Source organism: Amycolatopsis thailandensis, from assembly GCF_002234405.1.
In the GTDB taxonomy this organism is placed as follows: Bacteria; Actinomycetota; Actinomycetes; order Mycobacteriales; family Pseudonocardiaceae; genus Amycolatopsis; species Amycolatopsis thailandensis.
The window spans coordinates 108,125-122,880 of record NZ_NMQT01000055.1 but is presented as its reverse complement, the minus strand read 5'-3'; the positions used below and the strand labels follow the sequence as shown (position 1 = coordinate 122,880).

The following is a 14,756-nucleotide window of genomic DNA, read 5'->3' as shown; positions in this document are numbered from 1 at the left end:
GTGGCTGCTGCGGCTGCCAGCCGGGAGGCGGTTGCTGACCGGGCGGCGGCATCGGCGGTCCGGGCGGCATCGGCGGCTGGCCCTGCGACTGCTGCCACTGCACCTGCTGATAGACCTCGGCGGGCTGCGGGAAACAGAACGTCAGCTTCGCGTTCACCGATCCCTGGACCGCCGCGCCCCAGAGCTTCCCGCCGACGAACGCGTACATCTGCGCCGCCGAAACGTCGACCGCCACCATGCGCGTCTCGCCACCGAACTGGTTGCCGGACTTCGCCGACGCGGCCTGCGCGGCGTCCGGATACACCCGGTCGCCGATCAGCCCGGCGATCACCACCGAAGCGGCCGTCCAGCCGACAGTGCCCATCACGTTCGCGCGCGCGTGCTGCGTCGCCAGCCCGGTGAAGTCGTACAACGCGGGCGCGGACACCTCCGGGATCGCCGCCGCCACCACGCAGTAGTTCATCGTCGACATCATCACCGACTCGGTGAACAAGCCCACGACGGCCGCGCTCGGGCCGATCTGGACCGTGTTCAGCCTGCCCCCGCTGCGCTGGATACGCTCCGCCACCGCACCCAGGTACTGCTCCTTGGTGAGCACTGATGCCTCCCGAAAGACCGCTACGCACCGCCATCGTCGCATGAACAGGGCGGATGGTTGCGCCGGTGCGGTAATCCGATCTGCTTCACTGGACCATCATGCGACGTCTTCTGATCTTGCCGCTCGTCGTGCCGCTGCTGGTGGCCTGCGGGCCGACGGAACAGCCGCCGCCCGCGGCGAGCTCGCCCACGCCGTCGAACACCCAGGCGCCCAGCCCCCCGCCCATGCCGGAACCCACCGGCAAAGGCCCGTGCCCGTACCTGAGCAACGAGTCCGTCTCGGACGCCAACGGGCAGAAGGTCTCCAAGGTCAAAACCTCGGAAGACCAGCCGCATCCGAGCTGCTTCTTCTACGCGCTCAGCGGGAAACTGCAGCTCACCGTGCGCGTGTTCGTCGGAGAACCCGGTATCGCCAAGGCGGTCGTCGACCAGGCCGCCCCCATCGACACCTCCAACCCGGCCGACGAACCGGCGGGCTGGAAAGGCGGCTACCAACCCTCGGGAGAAGGCGCCGTCTACGCCGTTTCCAAGGGCGGAAGCGCGGTAGTCGTGATCACCAACCAGAAGCAGAGCATCAAGGCCCGTACGGTGGCGAAGGAGGTTATCGGTGAGCTGAAGCTCTAGGTAGTGGTATCCACACGTCAGAGTGAAGTTGATCTTGTACTACCCTGTGCCGCACGCGCGACGGTTCGCGGGACCAGCGCGACGCCAGATCCGGCGGCGGCCGCCTTGCGGTGTGGCTCGGCGGCACAAAAGATCATTTCTCCCCATAAGACAAAAGGACAGGTTTCGTGGCTGACACCCTCAAGGAAATCTTGCTCGACTCCAGCCGTCGCCCGGCGGTCGTGAGCGACTTCGAAGGCCTCGTCGACGCCGAGGTCTCGGACAAGGGCGGCGTTTCGGGTGCCGTCGTGAAGACCGGCTTCGCCGCCGTCAAGAAGATCAAGCCGGGCATCATCCCCTCCGCCGTCGACGCGCTGCTCGACGACTTCACCGGTGCCCTCGAGCCGTTCTACGGCGACTACAAGGCCAAGGGCGGCAACGACTTCGGCGCCTACCTGGTCGGCCGCGGCGACGAGGCCGCCGACGCGCTCCTGTCGGTCACCGACGCGCGCGCCGACAAGAGCAGCCGCGACAGCATCAAGAAGGTCTACTCGAAGCTGCGCCCGAACGGCAAGAAGAACGTCGAGGAGGCCCTTCCCCGCCTCGGCCAGCTGATCGACAAGCACGCTGCGTCTGTCTGATCTTTTTGATCGCGCTGACGTAAAGCGCGCCGAAGGGGCGCCCGTTCGCTTTCAACGTTCTGTTGGGAGTGGAGGGCGCCCCTTCATCGCGTTTACGTGGGCCTTCGGCCCGAAAGAGGGCGCGATCGGTGAAGTCTCGCCGTCGCGCTGGCGCGCTTTCGGCGAGACGGGTCCGCCGGTGCTGTCGTTGGGCGCGTTGATCTTCGGTGCGTGGACGTGAAAGGGCCGTCCGGTGACCTTGTGGGTCGCCGGACGGCCCTTCGCGACAAGCAGAAGAGGGTGAGGCGTCAGTTCTTCTTGTCGGCGGAGCTGGAGCTCGAAGCCTGGTGCCCGTTCTTCGGGGCGGCGGGCTTCGGGGTCGCGGGCTTCGCCGCACCCGAACCCCCGGCCGGACCGGAAGCGGCGGGCTTCGCGGCGGCGGGCTTCGGCGCGGCCGCCGCCGGAGCGGCGGGCTTCGCGGGAGGAGCGGGCGGAGCCTTCGGCGGCGCGGGCGCGACCGGCGGCTCCTGCTTCGAACGCAGCGCGTAGGCGGCACCGGCACCGACGACCGCGATACCGACGACCCACGGCCAGCGACGACGCTTGCGCGTCCCCTTGGCAGCGGTCTTCGCCTCCACGAGCGCGGCCTTGAAGTCCTTCTTCGCCGCCTTGAAGTCCTTCTTGCCTCGGCGCTTGGACTCGCCTGCCGACTTCGCGGCCAGGATGGCGGCCTTGCGGGCCTTCCTTCCCGGCTTCCGCATCTCGGAAAGCCTGGCCAGCGCCTCCTTGCGAGCCGCCTTCGAGCTGCGCTTGAGCTCCTTGCGGGTCAGTTCCGTCTTCTTCGCGAGCTTCTTGCGCGCGCGACGGCTGGTCTTAGCGATCTCACCGGCGCTCTCGGAGAGCTTCTGCTCGGCTACCTCGACGGCTTCCTTGCCCGCCTCAACAGCACGTTTGCGCAGGCCGAGGGCGCCGGCCTTCGCCGACTCGCTCACCGAATCTGCGGCCCGGGTCATGGCCTTCACCTCATCAATCGTTTTGATTCTGCTTCGTTGCTTGTAACCTATCGTGCCCCTTTTCCCCAGATCTTGCCGCAGATGGCACGATGAAGCTCGTGACTGAAAGCAAGGGATCCCTCATTGGTGGCGCGCTGAAGGCCACTCTGCACACCAACCAGGGTGACATCAACCTGAACCTGTTCCCCGACCACGCGCCGAAGACGGTCGCGAACTTCGTCGGGCTCGCCGAGGGCAGCAAGGAGTACACGCAGCCCAACGCGCAGGGCGAGAACTCGGGCCCGTTCTACAACGGGTCGATCTTCCACCGCGTCATCGACGGCTTCATGCTCCAGGGCGGCGACCCGACCGGCACCGGCCGCGGCGGCCCCGGCTACAAGTTCGGCGACGAGTTCCACCCGGAACTCCAGTTCTCCAAGCCGTACCTGCTGGCCATGGCCAACGCCGGACCCGGCACCAACGGCTCGCAGTTCTTCATCACCGTCGCGCCGACGACGCACCTGAACTTCAAGCACACGATCTTCGGCGAGGTGGCGGACCAGGCTTCCCGCGACGTCGTCGACGCGATCGGTCGTACGGCGACCGGTCCGGCCGACCGTCCGCTGCAGGACGTCGTGATCGAGAAGGTCGTCATCAGCCGCGAAGGCTGATCGCGAAGCCGGTTACGGGGGATTTCGGTAGGTTGGTGGCATCGTGAGCCAACCACCGAATCCCCAGTACCAGCAGGCAGCCATGCCCGGTTGCTGGTGGCACCCGAACCGGCCGACCGGGCTGAGCTGCGCGCGCTGCGAGCGTCCGGCCTGCCCGGACTGCCTGCGCGAGGCCGCCGTGGGCTTCCAGTGCACCGACTGCGTCCAAGCGGGCCGCCAGCAGGACCGTGCGCAGCAGAGGCAGTACCGCGACGCCGGGTACGGCGCGCGCACCCTCGCCGGCGCCCAGCAGCCCCGGACGGCTGTCGTGACTCCGGTCCTCCTGGCGCTCAACGTCGTCATCTTCTTCATCACCGTCGCGCAGTCCGGCAGCATCTCGGACAACAACTACTCGGAGCTCTTCCAGCTCGGCGAGCTCGCGAACCCGCCGACACTCGCGGCCAACGAGTGGTGGCGGATCTTCACCTCGGGATTCCTCCAGTACGGCCTGCTGCACATCGCGAGCAACGCCTTCTCGCTGTGGTTCGTCGGACGCCCGCTGGAGACCGCGCTCGGCCGCGTCCCGTTCACCGCGCTCTACTTCGTGTCGATGCTCGGCGGGTCGGCCGCGAACCTGGTGTTCACGGACCTCGACGCGGTGCCGGTGGTCGGCGCGTCCGGCGCCATCTTCGGGCTCATCGGCGCGTACACGGTCATCGTCATCAAGCTCAGGCTCAACCCGACCTGGCTGCTGGTCATCCTCGGCCTGAACGTCTTCATCACCTTCCAGGTGCCGGGCATCTCGATCCTCGCCCACGCGGGTGGTTTCATCGCCGGTCTCCTGGCGACTTTCGCGCTGCTGTACGCCCCGGAAAAGAACCGGGTCGGCTGGCAGATCGGCGGGATCGCGATCGTCGTCCTGGCGATGGCCGGGCTCATCGTCTGGAAGGACGCGCAGACGGTCTCCGCGTACTGCGAATTCGGGAACTACCGAGGACGGAGCGCCTACCTCTGCTACCGAACGTAGCCTCGCTTCCCCCAAGTGGGTTATGCGAATACCCGGTGGAGAAGCAACAAGTCTGGGTACCTTCAGGTTGATCATCAACATCGTCAACTTGGGGGTTGAGATGAAGATCCGGAAAGCAGCAGCTCTCGCCGCCGTCGCCGTGCTGGCGTCGGCCTTGGCTCCGTCGGTCGCACAGGCCGGTCAAGCCGCCGAGACCTGCCAGACCTACACCAAACGCTATTTCCTCGGCTCGGGCAGTGCGATCACGCTGCGTGTCGCCTACGTCGACGCGGCGTTGAAAATCTGCTTCGGGGACCCCGGCGTCACTTCTTCGGTGGCGACGCAGACCGTCGGCACGACGGGGCCGGGCGCGGCGTCCGGCTGGGAGGTCACCGCGGGCCAGGCGGTGGTCGAGGACCAGCGGCCCCGGCACGTCAAAGCGAAGTTCAGCGGGTCCCTGCGGACCTGCGTCGTCAAGATCAACCCGATCTGCTCGCCGGCCTCGCCGTACGAGATCTTCGGGGAGTACGCGCCGCCCGCGGTGGGACCGGCCGTTCCGGGCTGGTCACACGGCCCGAACGGCGACGTCCACTACTACGACAACGCCTGACCCTTGAGGGCGGTGAGGACGTCCAGGACGTCCCTGGGGTCCTCGCCGAGGTCGATCCGGCCGAACACCAGCAGGTGTTCGCCGGATTCGACCTCGAGGGTCAGCGTGTCCCGGCCGAACCGGCGCGTCGTGCGCAGCCGGAGCCGGGCTTCGGACCAGGAGTAGCGGTGCGCGCCGCCGACGGTCCTGGCCAGGATTCCGTCCGGGCCGGCGGCCAGCCGGGGACGGAGCAGGGTGCCGTGCAGCGCGAGAGCGCCCACGGAGAGCATGGCGACCCCGGTGAGGACGGTGCCGCCGACGTCGCCGCCGATGACCAGCCACACCACGCCTGCCAGCAACAACAGGGCTATCGCCCAGGCCACTACCACAACGTTCCGCTGCGGCGCCCACGAGGTGGGGTAGTTATCCACAGGGGTTATCCACACTGGGGATGAGTCACACCGGTGTAATTAGGCGTCAAGCCGCCATCCGGGGTAATACTCACCGCCACCGCATCGTCATGAGCAGACCGGCGATCATCAGCACGAAGCCGATCGCGAAGTTCGTGTTGCCCAGATCCGCCATGAAGGGGATCTTGTCGCCCGCGATGTAGTTCACGACCAGCCACAACAGGCCGATCAACATGAGGCCGAACATCACGATCTTGTAGAACAGGTTCGACGGGCCAGCCGCCTTGACCTTCACCGGCGTGCGGCGGTCGGTCGGCGGGGTGTACGCCGTCTTCTTGCGGACCTTGGACTTCGGCATCGTGTTCCTCGCGTACTGTTCGGCTTCCCTGGTGGCGATGACCCGCTTTCGGGTGCGCAACCAGCGTCACGTGCACACGTTAACGTAAACGAGCGCCGCTGGGCACCGTCCGGGACCGGTCGATTTCCCGCACTGTGACAATGGTGTCACAGACGGTTCGACACTGTGCTGGTTCGACACTGCGGCTTGGTTCGAGACTGAGGAGCTTGCGTAGTGCCTGAGCGGGAAGAGCCGGGCGGGGACCGCCGGCGATACTCCGGACGCCCACCCGGTGAGGGCCGTCCGGCCCCCCGGCGTCGGCCGGAGGAAGGAACTTCACCGCGTCGCGCCCCGGGAGAGTCGCCGACGCCTCGCCGGAGGCCTCCGGAGGGCAGGTCGTACGACGGTCCGCCGCCGCGTCGCCGTCCCGACGCGCCGCCGCCTCGCCGTCGTCCCGCGCCGCCACCGGGGTCGACCGAGGAGACCGTCATCTTCGAACCGGTCGGCGGTGACGTCGCGACCGAGGAACGCCCGCCGCCGCGGGAACTGGGCAAGGGCGGCGCCGCCGTCCGCACCGTCGGCGAGCTCCTCATCACCGCGGGCCTGGTGGTGCTGCTGTTCATGGTCTACGAGGTCTACGTGACCGACCTCTTCTCCGCGGGCAAGCAGTCCGAGGCGAGCACCGAGCTGGACGGCGAGTGGGGCAAGGACCGGACGCTGCATCCGGAACTGGTCGACGGGAAGGCGTTCGCCAGGATCCACATCCCGGTGTTCGGCGCCGACTTCAACTTCACCATCCAGGAAGGCACCACCGAGGCCGCGCTCGAAGTCGGCCCCGGCCACTACAAGGGCACCGCGCTGCCGGGCGAGCCGGGCAACTTCGCGGTCGCCGGGCACCGCGTCGGCAAGGGCGCTCCGTTCAACGACCTGGACAACCTCGGCTCGTGCGACCAGATCGTCATCGAGACGCAGACCGACTTCTACATCTACAAGGTGCTGCCGTACAAGGACGAGGTCGAAGGCTGGGCCGCCGGCAAGGGCGCCCAGCCGAAGTGCAAGAACGTCGGGACCCTGCGCGACCCGAACGCCGCCGACGGCGGCCCTTACGGCGAGACCAACGGCCGCCGCATCGTGTTCCCCACCAAGGGCGACACGGTGAACCCGGTGCCGTACAAGGACCCGGACATCCTGCCGAAGGCCGATCAGGTCTCGCTGCTCACGCTGACCACGTGTCACCCCCAGTTCTCGGCGAAGGAGCGGCTCATCATCCACTCGGTGCTGACCCAGCAGGTGCCGAAGAACCAGGTCGGCTCTTACGCCGAACTGCTGCCCAAGATCTCGGAGGCGCGCTGATGTACGGCTGGATCTGGCGCAAGCTGCCGGGCCCCTTCGCGGTGAAGCTGGCGACAGCGGTCGTGCTGGCGCTCGGGATCGTGGCGTTGCTGATGTTCGTCGTCTTCCCGTGGCTGGAGCCGCGGCTGTGGTTCAACGAAGTGAGCGTCCAGTGATATCTGTCGAGCGCTGACGGAAACTCGCCGAAGGGGCGCAGAGCGCCCTTGGGGAGACCCGTTGGGCTGAGTGGGTTCGAGTCGCGTTCAGGGGGGCCTGTGATGGTGCGGTTTGGGGTTTTCCTCGTCTCCGGGCGGTTTCCGGGCCAGGAAGACGCCGATGTCCTGCGCCGGTCCGTCGCCGCCGCGATCGCCGCCGAGCAGGCGGGCTTCGACGACGTCTGGTTCGCCGAACACCACTTCATGCCGTACGGCGTCTGCCCGTCCGCGATCACCCTCGCCGCGCACGTGCTCGGCCGCACCGAGCGGATCGCGGTCGGCACCGCGGTGAGCGTGCTGTCGATCGCGCATCCGGTGGCGCTGGCCGAGCAGTGGTCACTGCTCGACGCGGTCTCCGGCGGACGGCTGCGGATCGGCGTCGGCCGCGGCGGTCCGTGGCAGGACCTCGAAGTGTTCGGCACCGGGGAGTCCCGTTACGAAACGGGGTTCGAGGAGAGCCTCGATCTGCTGCTCGCGGCGATGACGTCGAAGACCGTTTCGGCCGACGGCGACCACTTCCGGTTCCGTGAGGTGCCGATGGTGCCGCGGCCGGAGCGCCCGCCTCGCCTGGTCGTGGCCTGCGGCGACGCCCGTTCGAACGCGGTCCGGCTCGCCGCCGATCGCGGGCTGCCGATGCTGCTCGGCCTGCACACCGACGACGACGGCAAGATCGAAACCCTTGCCGCGTACGGCGAGTCCGCCGTCGAGCACGTCTCGACGGTCATGTGCCAGGTCGGTGACGACGCGCCGGACGTCTTGCGGTCCGCGTTGCCGGGTTCCCTGAAGGAGGGCTTCGCCGGGCACGTGTACCTCGACGGCAAGCGGGGGCTGGACAAGGATCCGGTGTCCTACACCGACCGGCTGTGCGAAATGCATCCGATCGGCGGCGTCGAGTACTGCGTCGACAAGCTGGGAACGAGCCTCCGGCGCACCGGGGTCTCCCACGTGATCATGATGGTGGAAGCGTCCGGTACGCCGGAGGGCACGCTCGAGAACATCGCGCGGATCGGGGAAGAAGTCCTGCCCGCGCTGCGAAAGGGCTAGCAGTCGCGGAGTTCCGGGCTCTGGTTCAGCAGCTGGCCGCGCACCGAAACGAACGCGCGGTAGCGGTCACTGTCCACTTGGGACTTCTTGAACACGGCGACGCGATGACAGTTCTGGAACGCCAGCTTCACGCCGAAGTGCCGTTCCAGGCCGCCGCGGATGGCGTCCGAGGCCAGCGCCCGCAGCAGCTGACCGCGTTCGGCCTCGCTCGGCGGCGGCGTCTCGTTGTCGGCGAACCCGTCGGCCGCGCCCTCGGCCTCCGCGATGACGCCGGTGATCACAGTCCAGGCATAGGGCAGGGATTCCCGGACACAGGCGACGAATTCGGCGTCGGAGACCTCCCCGCGCTCGGCCTTCTCCAGCAGCGCGGGCGATACATCCAGAGACATCGGACCTCCGAGAGAGACACAGTGAACGTGAGCCGTCTTCCTGACTACCCACCCGCGGCCCGGGCCACAAGAGAAAACGATCATCATCACCACTTTGGCGGAAGCGGTCGTCACTCCCAGCGAAAAAGCTTCGCGGCCAGGACACCACTGCCCACCGCGAAAGCCGCCAACACGGCGAGTTGCAGCGGCTGCGCGCCGGTGCCGGTCCAGGCGTCCTCCATGGCCTTGACGCCCGGCGGGACGTACGCGCCGATGTCCTGGACGACCGTCGGCAGCAGCGGACGCGGCAGGTACACGCCACCGAGGAACATGATCGGGATGTAGGCGATCATCGCGATCCCACCGGCCGCCTTGCCGGTTTTGGCGACCGATGCCGCGATCAGCCCGAGGCCGAAGATCGCCGTCGTGCCGAGCACGAACGCGAGCAGGAAGCCGAGCGGGTGTCGCGGCCCGGGGACGCCGAAGACGGCGGAGCCGAGCACGATCATCAGGCCGACGCCGGCGATCGTGACGATGACGTTGATGATCAGCTGGGCCACCAGCAGTCTCGCCGGATGCACCGGTGTGGTGGCGAACCGGCGGAGGATGCCTTGTTCGCGGTAGGCCGCGATCACGGACGGGATCGCCTGCAGACCCATCAGCGCGATGGTGAGCACCACCAGCGAGGGCACCCAGGCGTCGATGAATCGCATGCCCGGGGTCTTCTCGCTCTCCGTCCGGAAGGCCGGGATGGCGCCGAGGCCGAGCAACAGCACGGTCGGCGACAGCAGTCCCGAGAGGACCCAGATCGGCGAGCGCAGCGCGAGCTTCGTTTCGGTGAGCGTGATCTTGGTGAGCGTGTTCACTGTTCGTCTCCCGTTTCAGTCGCGGCCGGTCAGGGTCACGAAGGCGTCGTCCAAAGAGGTCTTCCCGGTGTGTTCGCGGAGTTCGAGCGGGCTTCCGGTGGCGACCACGCGGCCGGCGTCGAAGATCGCGAGGCGGTCGCAGAGGCGCTCGGCCTCGTCCATGAAGTGAGTGACCAGCAGGACGGTGACGCCGGTGTCGCGCACGCCCTCGACGAGCTTCCAGGTGTCGCGGCGGGCGTGCGGGTCCAGTCCGGTGGTCAGCTCGTCGAGCACGGCGACCTCGGGGCGGCCGACCAGGGCGAGCGCGATCGAGACGCGCTGCTTCTGACCGCCGGAAAGCTTGCCGAAGTACTTGTTCCGCTGCCCGGTGAGACCCAGCTGCTCCAGCAGTTCCCCGGGGTCGGCGGGGTTCGGGTAGAAGGAGGCGTAGAGGTCGAGTGCCTCCTGGACCTTGATCTTTTCCGGCAGGCGGCTCTCCTGGAGCTGGGAGCCGAGGCGCTGCCGGAGGGTGGCGTGATCCTTGCCCGGGTCGAGACCGAGCACCGAGATGCTGCCGGAGTCCGGCGCGCGCAGCCCCTGGAGACATTCGACGGTGGTGGTCTTACCGGCGCCGTTGGTCCCGAGGATCCCGAAGATTTCGCCCTGTTCCACGTGGAACGAAACGTCGTCGACCGCGACGTGCTCCCCGTACGTCTTGCGGAGGTTGGTGACTTCGATGAGTGGCATGCGAAAAACGTTATGGCGCAACGGGTTCGGTCAGAATGGCGCTGGAACCCCAACCAGGGTGGGGCTGGACCCACCCCCTTCGTGGGGCTGCGACCACTGCTTTCCGGCCGTTCGGTGCGCGAGACTTCTCGCATGATCCGCACCTACCGCACCTCGGTACGACGAGGGTTCGCGCTCGCCGGCCTGGCGCTGGTGAGCTGGTTGGACCTGCTGCTCGAACTGGTGGGTTTCTGCCTCCTCTGCGTCGGCCTGGTCTTCGCGTACACGCTGGCCTTGGAGGGGACGCGTCCGCGCGCCGCGCTCACCCGGCGGCTGGCCGGACGCTGGTGCGGTATCGAGGTCGAGCCGCCGTACCGGCCCGCCCCGCCGGAGCCGGAACGCGAGCGCGACGGCTGGTACCGCGACGGGAACAACCTGTTCAAACGGTCGTGGTTCCTGCGGTGGACCAAACGGTTCGAATGGATCTCCGACGATCCGGCCACCGGCCGCGACCTCGGCTGGCAGCTGTGGAACCCCTTCGCCGGGCTGCTGCTCGTGCCCGCGGTTCTCGTGGCAGGGCCGGGGGCGCTCCGGCTGTACGGGAAGTGGACGCGCTGGTGGCTCGGACCTCGTCCGGCCCGCTCGGAAGGCGGCTGGTTCAAGACGAGGCTGAAGGCGCTCGGATTCCAGCTGGCCCTGGTCGGCCTCTCGGTCGCGCAGCTCGCGATGGCGATCCCGACGCTGCTCGTGCTGGCCGTCGGCTTCGCGCCGCTGTTTCCCACACTGGTCGTCGCCGGCCGGTCGGTGACCGACACCTTGCGCCGCGAGGCCAAGAACTGGACCGGCGTCCGGATCGATCGGCCGTACCTGCCGGAGCCGTCGTTCCCCGTGCCGCGACCGGACGGGCTGTACCAGCGTGGGCGGCAGCTGTACGACACGCCGTGGTGGCCTGCCCGCTTCGACCGCTGCCGCTGGGCGATCCGTGACCGCGCGACCTGGCGCGACATGGCGGCCGCGGTGGTCAACTCCGTGGTGCTGTCGCTGATGGCGGTGCCGACGGCGGCGCTGGTGTTCTTCGGCCTCTGGGGTTTCCTGGCGCTGTGGGTCTGGCGGCCGATCGCGCGGTGGACGGACACCTCGTGGTCGATGATCGGCCTGCCGGAGGCGACCACGCACTGGCAAGCGCTCGCGATGACCCCGGTGGTCGTGGCGGCGTTCATCGCCGGGCTGGTCGCGACACCGTGGCTGGCTCGTAAGGGCGCACAGTTCGCGAAGCTGCTTCTGGGACCGACGGAGGCTTCGCGGCTGGGGCAACGCGTCGAACGGCTGAAGCAGACGCGGACGGACGCCTCGGTCGCGCAAGCCGCCGAAATGCGGCGCATCGAACGGGATCTGCACGACGGCGTCCAGTCGAGGCTGGTCGCGATGGGGATGAAGCTGGGTGCCGTCGAAGCACTGATCGACAGCGATCCGGCCGCGGCGAAACGGCTGGCCGCCGAGCTCCGGCAGACGTCGTCGGAGACGCTGACCGAGTTGCGGCTGCTGGTGCGCGGGATTCACCCGCCGGTGTTGTCGGAGCGCGGTCTCGGTGACGCCGTGCGGGCGATGGCGCTGGACAGTCCGCTGCGGGCCTCGGTGACCGGTTCTCTTCCGCGTCTCGAACAGCCTGCGGAGGCGTGCGCGTACTTCGCGGTCAGTGAGCTGCTGGGCAACGCGGCGAAGCACGGTGAGGCGCGGCGAGTGTCGATCGACCTGGATTACGACGACGGTCTGCTGCGGATCGAAGTGACCGACGACGGGAAGGGCGGCGCGAACGCGGCCGGGGGGAGCGGGATTCGCGGGATCGAACGCAGACTCGGCACCTTCGACGGTACTTTTGCTCTGACCAGCCCGCTCGGCGGGCCGACGAAGGCGACCCTGGAGATCCCGTGCCAGCTCGACCCCGATGCGTCGTCGCCGAGGACCAGTACCTCCTCCGAGACGGCCTGACGCATCTGTTGACCGCGCACGGTTTCGACGTCGTCGAGGCGGTCGGGACCGGGCCGGAGCTGGAACGGGCGCTGCGTTCGCATCGGCCGGACGTGTCGGTCGTCGACGTCCGGATGCCGCCGACGCTCACCGACGAGGGTCTCCAGGTCGCGTTGGCTGTGCGGCGCGACGTTCCCGGGCTGCCGATTCTCGTGCTGTCGCAACATGTCGAGCAGCTCTACGCGCGGGAACTGCTGGCCGACGGTGCCGGTGCGATCGGATATCTGTTGAAGGACAGGGTCTTCAACGCGGACCAGTTCATCGACGCGGTGCGCCGGGTGGCGGGCGGCGGGACCGCGATGGATCCCGAAGTGATCGCGAAACTGGTGGCGGGCAACGCTTCCGACCCGCTCGCCGCGCTGACCCCGCGTGAACGCGAGGTGCTCGGGCTGATGGCCGAGGGCTGTTCGAACGCCGCCATCGCGGGGCGCCTGCACTTCAGCGAGGGGGCGGTGGGGAAGCACACCGCGAACATCTTCGCGAAACTCGGCATCGTCGCCTCGGACGACACGAACCGCCGCGTGCTCGCGGTCTTGGCCTACCTGGGCACTGGCGGTTCGTGAGTGCCGCCGCGTGATCAGCCGCGAGTTCCGCCTCCAATCACACGAGTTCCGCCTCGGATCACGCGAGTCACGCCTTCAGGACGGCACGCGTGATCCGACGGACGACTCGTGTGTCCAGACGGCCGACACACGTGATCCGACGGCCGACACGCGTGTCTACACGGCCGACACGCGGCGGGACCCCGGCCGCAGGCCGTGTCGTCCATCCAGTCACGCGTGTCGTCCGTCTGATCACGCGTGCCGTCCGACCCACCCCTCCCCGAACGCCAAGAAGGACCCCACTCAGTGGGGCCCTCCGTGACTTTCCCGGCAGTTGTCCACAACCCTTCCCGGCTGTGGACAACCCCCTGTGACCAGCCCTTTTCCCTCCTCCAGCCGGTAGACTGAGTTCGGGGCCGCCCCCTGGGACGGGTGGGGGGCTGGGTAGGTGAGTCAAGAGCGGGAAATGCGGGTCATTTCGTCTCGTTCCACGACCTTGACGCGTTCCCGGCCGTGCGGGACGCCGAGGGACTTCTCGTGGGCGTCGAGTTTGCTCCAGCCGTCCCAGGTGGTGAAGGGGACGCCGCGTTCGGTGAGGAAACCGAGGATCGCGTCGGGGTCGTCCACCGCCGGGGCGGTGAGGTTGTCGGCGTCGGCGAGCAGGCTCGCGATCGTTTCGGCCGCGTCGCCCTTGGTGTGGCCGATGAGGCCGACGGGGCCGCGCTTGATCCAGCCGGTCACGTAGACGCCCGGCACCTGGTCCTCGTCGATGTCCAGCACCCGGCCCGCCTGGTTCGGCACGGTTCCGGTGGTGTGGTCGAACGGGATCTCCGGCAGGTGCGAAGACAGGTAGCCGACAGCCCGGTAGACGGCCTGGACGTCCCAGTCGTGGAACTCGCCGGTGCCGCGCACGTTGCCGTCACCGGTCAGTTCGGTGCGCTCGGTCCGCAGGCCGGTCACCTTGCCGTCCTCGCCGACGATCTCGCACGGCGAGTGCAGGAAGTGCAGGTGCAGCCGCTTCGGCCGGTCGCCCTGGTCGCGGATCGCCCACTCCTGAAGGGTCTTCACGACCATGTCGATCTGCTTCGACGCCCGCAGCGCGGCGATGCTGCCCTCGTCGAACTCGATGTCCTCCGGGTTGACGATGACTTCGACGTTCGGCGAGTGGTCCAGCTCCCGCAGTTCCAGCGGCGTGAACTTCGCCTGCGCCGGGCCGCGGCGCCCGAACACGTGCACGTCGGTGACCGGGCTGGCCTTCAAACCCTGGTAGACGTTGTCCGGGATGTCGGTGCTCAGCAGCTCGTCCGCGGTCTTCGCGAGGACGCGGGCGACGTCGAGCGCCACGTTCCCGACCCCGAGGACAGCGACCGACGTCGCGTTCAGTGGCCAGGTCCGCGGCACGTCCGGGTGCCCGTCGTACCAGGAGACGAAGTCGGCGGCGCCGTAGCTGCCGTCGAGGTCGATCCCGGGGATGTCGAGTGCGCGGTCGGCCATGGCGCCGGTCGAGAAGATCACCGCGTCGTAGAACTGGCGCAGGTCGTCGAGCTTCAGGTCGGTCCCGTAGTCGACGTTGCCCAGCAGCCGGATGTTCGGCTTGTCGAGGACCTTGTGCAGGGCGGTGACGATGCCCTTGATCCGGGGGTGGTCGGGCGCGACGCCGTACCGGATCAGCCCGAACGGCGCCGGCATGCGCTCGAACAGGTCGATCGTCACGTCGGCGTCGGACTTGTCGAGGATGTCGGCGGCGTAGATGCCGGCCGGACCGGCACCCACGATGGCTACACGAAGAGAACGGCTCACCCCTACCACGGTAAGTTAGGTTGCCCTAACAATCATTGTGATCTGGCGTACG

General features: G+C 68.2%; 18 protein-coding genes. 10 read left to right on the top strand and 8 right to left on the bottom strand.

The annotated features are described in order from the left end of the window. A partial coding sequence (locus CFP71_RS16100) for a hypothetical protein (protein ID WP_093934655.1) occupies positions 1-598 on the bottom strand: 598 nt, incomplete at its 3' end. Between the two features lie 98 nt (positions 599-696). On the opposite strand from CFP71_RS16100, the gene CFP71_RS16095 reads away from it, so the two are divergent. After that, the gene (locus CFP71_RS16095) at positions 697-1,221 is read left to right on the top strand and encodes a DUF2020 domain-containing protein (RefSeq protein WP_093934654.1); all 525 of its coding nucleotides are present in this window, start codon (positions 697-699) and stop codon (positions 1,219-1,221) included. A gap of 167 nt (positions 1,222-1,388) precedes the next feature. Beyond that, complete coding sequence (locus tag CFP71_RS16090) at positions 1,389-1,841, top strand: DUF6918 family protein (RefSeq protein WP_093934653.1); 453 nt, start codon at positions 1,389-1,391, stop codon at positions 1,839-1,841. Positions 1,842-2,128: 287 nt separating this feature from the next. On the opposite strand, the gene CFP71_RS16085 is transcribed toward CFP71_RS16090, so the two are convergent. Continuing rightward, positions 2,129-2,833 (bottom strand): hypothetical protein, encoded by a 705-nt coding sequence (locus CFP71_RS16085; protein WP_093934652.1) that lies wholly within the window; start codon positions 2,831-2,833, stop codon positions 2,129-2,131. Positions 2,834-2,922: 89 nt separating this feature from the next. Here CFP71_RS16085 and CFP71_RS16080 point away from each other — a divergent pair, with 89 nt between their 5' ends. The 3 genes from CFP71_RS16080 to CFP71_RS16070 all read left to right on the top strand — a co-directional run bounded on the left by CFP71_RS16080 (position 2,923) and on the right by CFP71_RS16070 (position 5,078). Next, positions 2,923-3,483, top strand: coding sequence for a peptidylprolyl isomerase (locus tag CFP71_RS16080; protein ID WP_167406139.1), 561 nt, complete (start codon positions 2,923-2,925; stop codon positions 3,481-3,483). Between the two features lie 43 nt (positions 3,484-3,526). Next, positions 3,527-4,489 carry a rhomboid family intramembrane serine protease gene (locus CFP71_RS16075; RefSeq protein ID WP_093934651.1) on the top strand — a complete coding sequence of 321 codons (963 nt, stop codon included), beginning with the start codon at positions 3,527-3,529 and terminating at the stop codon, positions 4,487-4,489. Between the two features lie 100 nt (positions 4,490-4,589). Next, positions 4,590-5,078 (top strand): hypothetical protein, encoded by a 489-nt coding sequence (locus CFP71_RS16070; RefSeq protein ID WP_093934665.1) that lies wholly within the window; start codon positions 4,590-4,592, stop codon positions 5,076-5,078. Here the strand turns inward: CFP71_RS16070 and CFP71_RS16065 are convergent. Next, a complete protein-coding gene (locus CFP71_RS16065) occupies positions 5,063-5,440 on the bottom strand; it encodes a PH domain-containing protein (RefSeq protein WP_093934650.1) in 378 nt (125 codons plus the stop codon). The two genes, CFP71_RS16070 and CFP71_RS16065, sit on opposite strands and share 16 nt — an antisense overlap. Before the next feature lie 118 nt (positions 5,441-5,558). Further along, a complete protein-coding gene (gene crgA, locus CFP71_RS16060; RefSeq protein WP_005161856.1) occupies positions 5,559-5,825 on the bottom strand; it encodes a cell division protein CrgA in 267 nt (88 codons plus the stop codon). A 213-nt stretch (positions 5,826-6,038) separates the two neighbouring features. On the opposite strand from crgA, the gene CFP71_RS16055 reads away from it, so the two are divergent. The 3 genes from CFP71_RS16055 (at position 6,039) to CFP71_RS16045 (ending at position 8,395) form a co-directional block, all read left to right on the top strand. Continuing rightward, positions 6,039-7,157 (top strand): class E sortase, encoded by a 1,119-nt coding sequence (locus CFP71_RS16055; protein ID WP_093934649.1) that lies wholly within the window; start codon positions 6,039-6,041, stop codon positions 7,155-7,157. Continuing rightward, positions 7,157-7,312, top strand: a complete 156-nt coding sequence (locus CFP71_RS16050; RefSeq protein WP_005161850.1) for a hypothetical protein — start codon at positions 7,157-7,159, stop codon at positions 7,310-7,312. Before CFP71_RS16055 ends, CFP71_RS16050 begins: the two co-directional genes overlap by 1 nt. A 102-nt stretch (positions 7,313-7,414) precedes the next feature. Beyond that, positions 7,415-8,395: an LLM class flavin-dependent oxidoreductase gene (locus tag CFP71_RS16045; protein ID WP_208635967.1), complete on the top strand. Its 981-nt coding sequence runs from the start codon at positions 7,415-7,417 to the stop codon at positions 8,393-8,395. Here the strand turns inward: CFP71_RS16045 and CFP71_RS16040 are convergent. The 3 genes from CFP71_RS16040 to CFP71_RS16030 all read right to left on the bottom strand — a co-directional run bounded on the left by CFP71_RS16040 (position 8,392) and on the right by CFP71_RS16030 (position 10,355). Further along, entirely contained in the window at positions 8,392-8,784 is a 393-nt protein-coding gene (locus CFP71_RS16040; protein ID WP_005161845.1) for an SCO5389 family protein, read from the bottom strand. The two genes, CFP71_RS16045 and CFP71_RS16040, sit on opposite strands and share 4 nt — an antisense overlap. Before the next feature lie 110 nt (positions 8,785-8,894). Further along, positions 8,895-9,629: an ABC transporter permease gene (locus CFP71_RS16035; RefSeq protein WP_093934648.1), complete on the bottom strand. Its 735-nt coding sequence runs from the start codon at positions 9,627-9,629 to the stop codon at positions 8,895-8,897. A gap of 15 nt (positions 9,630-9,644) precedes the next feature. After that, positions 9,645-10,355, bottom strand: a complete 711-nt coding sequence (locus tag CFP71_RS16030) for an ABC transporter ATP-binding protein (protein WP_093934647.1) — start codon at positions 10,353-10,355, stop codon at positions 9,645-9,647. Positions 10,356-10,487: 132 nt separating this feature from the next. Here CFP71_RS16030 and CFP71_RS16025 point away from each other — a divergent pair, with 132 nt between their 5' ends. Beyond that, on the top strand, positions 10,488-12,323 hold the full coding sequence (locus CFP71_RS16025) for a sensor histidine kinase (RefSeq protein WP_093934646.1): 1,836 nt from the start codon (positions 10,488-10,490) through the stop codon (positions 12,321-12,323). Then, the gene (locus CFP71_RS16020) at positions 12,263-12,925 is read left to right on the top strand and encodes a response regulator transcription factor (protein ID WP_093934645.1); all 663 of its coding nucleotides are present in this window, start codon (positions 12,263-12,265) and stop codon (positions 12,923-12,925) included. The genes CFP71_RS16025 and CFP71_RS16020 overlap by 61 nt, the downstream gene beginning before the upstream one ends. A gap of 432 nt (positions 12,926-13,357) precedes the next feature. Here the strand turns inward: CFP71_RS16020 and CFP71_RS16015 are convergent, their stop codons facing one another. After that, a complete protein-coding gene (locus CFP71_RS16015; RefSeq protein WP_093934644.1) occupies positions 13,358-14,677 on the bottom strand; it encodes an FAD-dependent oxidoreductase in 1,320 nt (439 codons plus the stop codon). Positions 14,678-14,756 lie beyond the last annotated feature (79 nt).

Excerpts from the sequence above, each read along its gene's own strand:
- CFP71_RS16095 (WP_093934654.1), top strand. The coding sequence starts at position 697 with ATGCGACGTCTTCTGATCTTGCCGCTCGTCGTGCCGCTGCTGGTGGCC.
- CFP71_RS16085 (WP_093934652.1), bottom strand. The coding sequence starts at position 2,833 with ATGACCCGGGCCGCAGATTCGGTGAGCGAGTCGGCGAAGGCCGGCGCC.
- CFP71_RS16080 (WP_167406139.1), top strand. The coding sequence starts at position 2,923 with ATGAAGCTCGTGACTGAAAGCAAGGGATCCCTCATTGGTGGCGCGCTG.
- CFP71_RS16070 (WP_093934665.1), top strand. The coding sequence starts at position 4,590 with ATGAAGATCCGGAAAGCAGCAGCTCTCGCCGCCGTCGCCGTGCTGGCG.
- crgA (WP_005161856.1), bottom strand. The coding sequence starts at position 5,825 with ATGCCGAAGTCCAAGGTCCGCAAGAAGACGGCGTACACCCCGCCGACC.
- CFP71_RS16050 (WP_005161850.1), top strand. The coding sequence starts at position 7,157 with ATGTACGGCTGGATCTGGCGCAAGCTGCCGGGCCCCTTCGCGGTGAAG.
- CFP71_RS16045 (WP_208635967.1), top strand. The coding sequence starts at position 7,415 with ATGGTGCGGTTTGGGGTTTTCCTCGTCTCCGGGCGGTTTCCGGGCCAG.
- CFP71_RS16040 (WP_005161845.1), bottom strand. The coding sequence starts at position 8,784 with ATGTCTCTGGATGTATCGCCCGCGCTGCTGGAGAAGGCCGAGCGCGGG.
- CFP71_RS16030 (WP_093934647.1), bottom strand. The coding sequence starts at position 10,355 with ATGCCACTCATCGAAGTCACCAACCTCCGCAAGACGTACGGGGAGCAC.
- CFP71_RS16025 (WP_093934646.1), top strand. The coding sequence starts at position 10,488 with ATGATCCGCACCTACCGCACCTCGGTACGACGAGGGTTCGCGCTCGCC.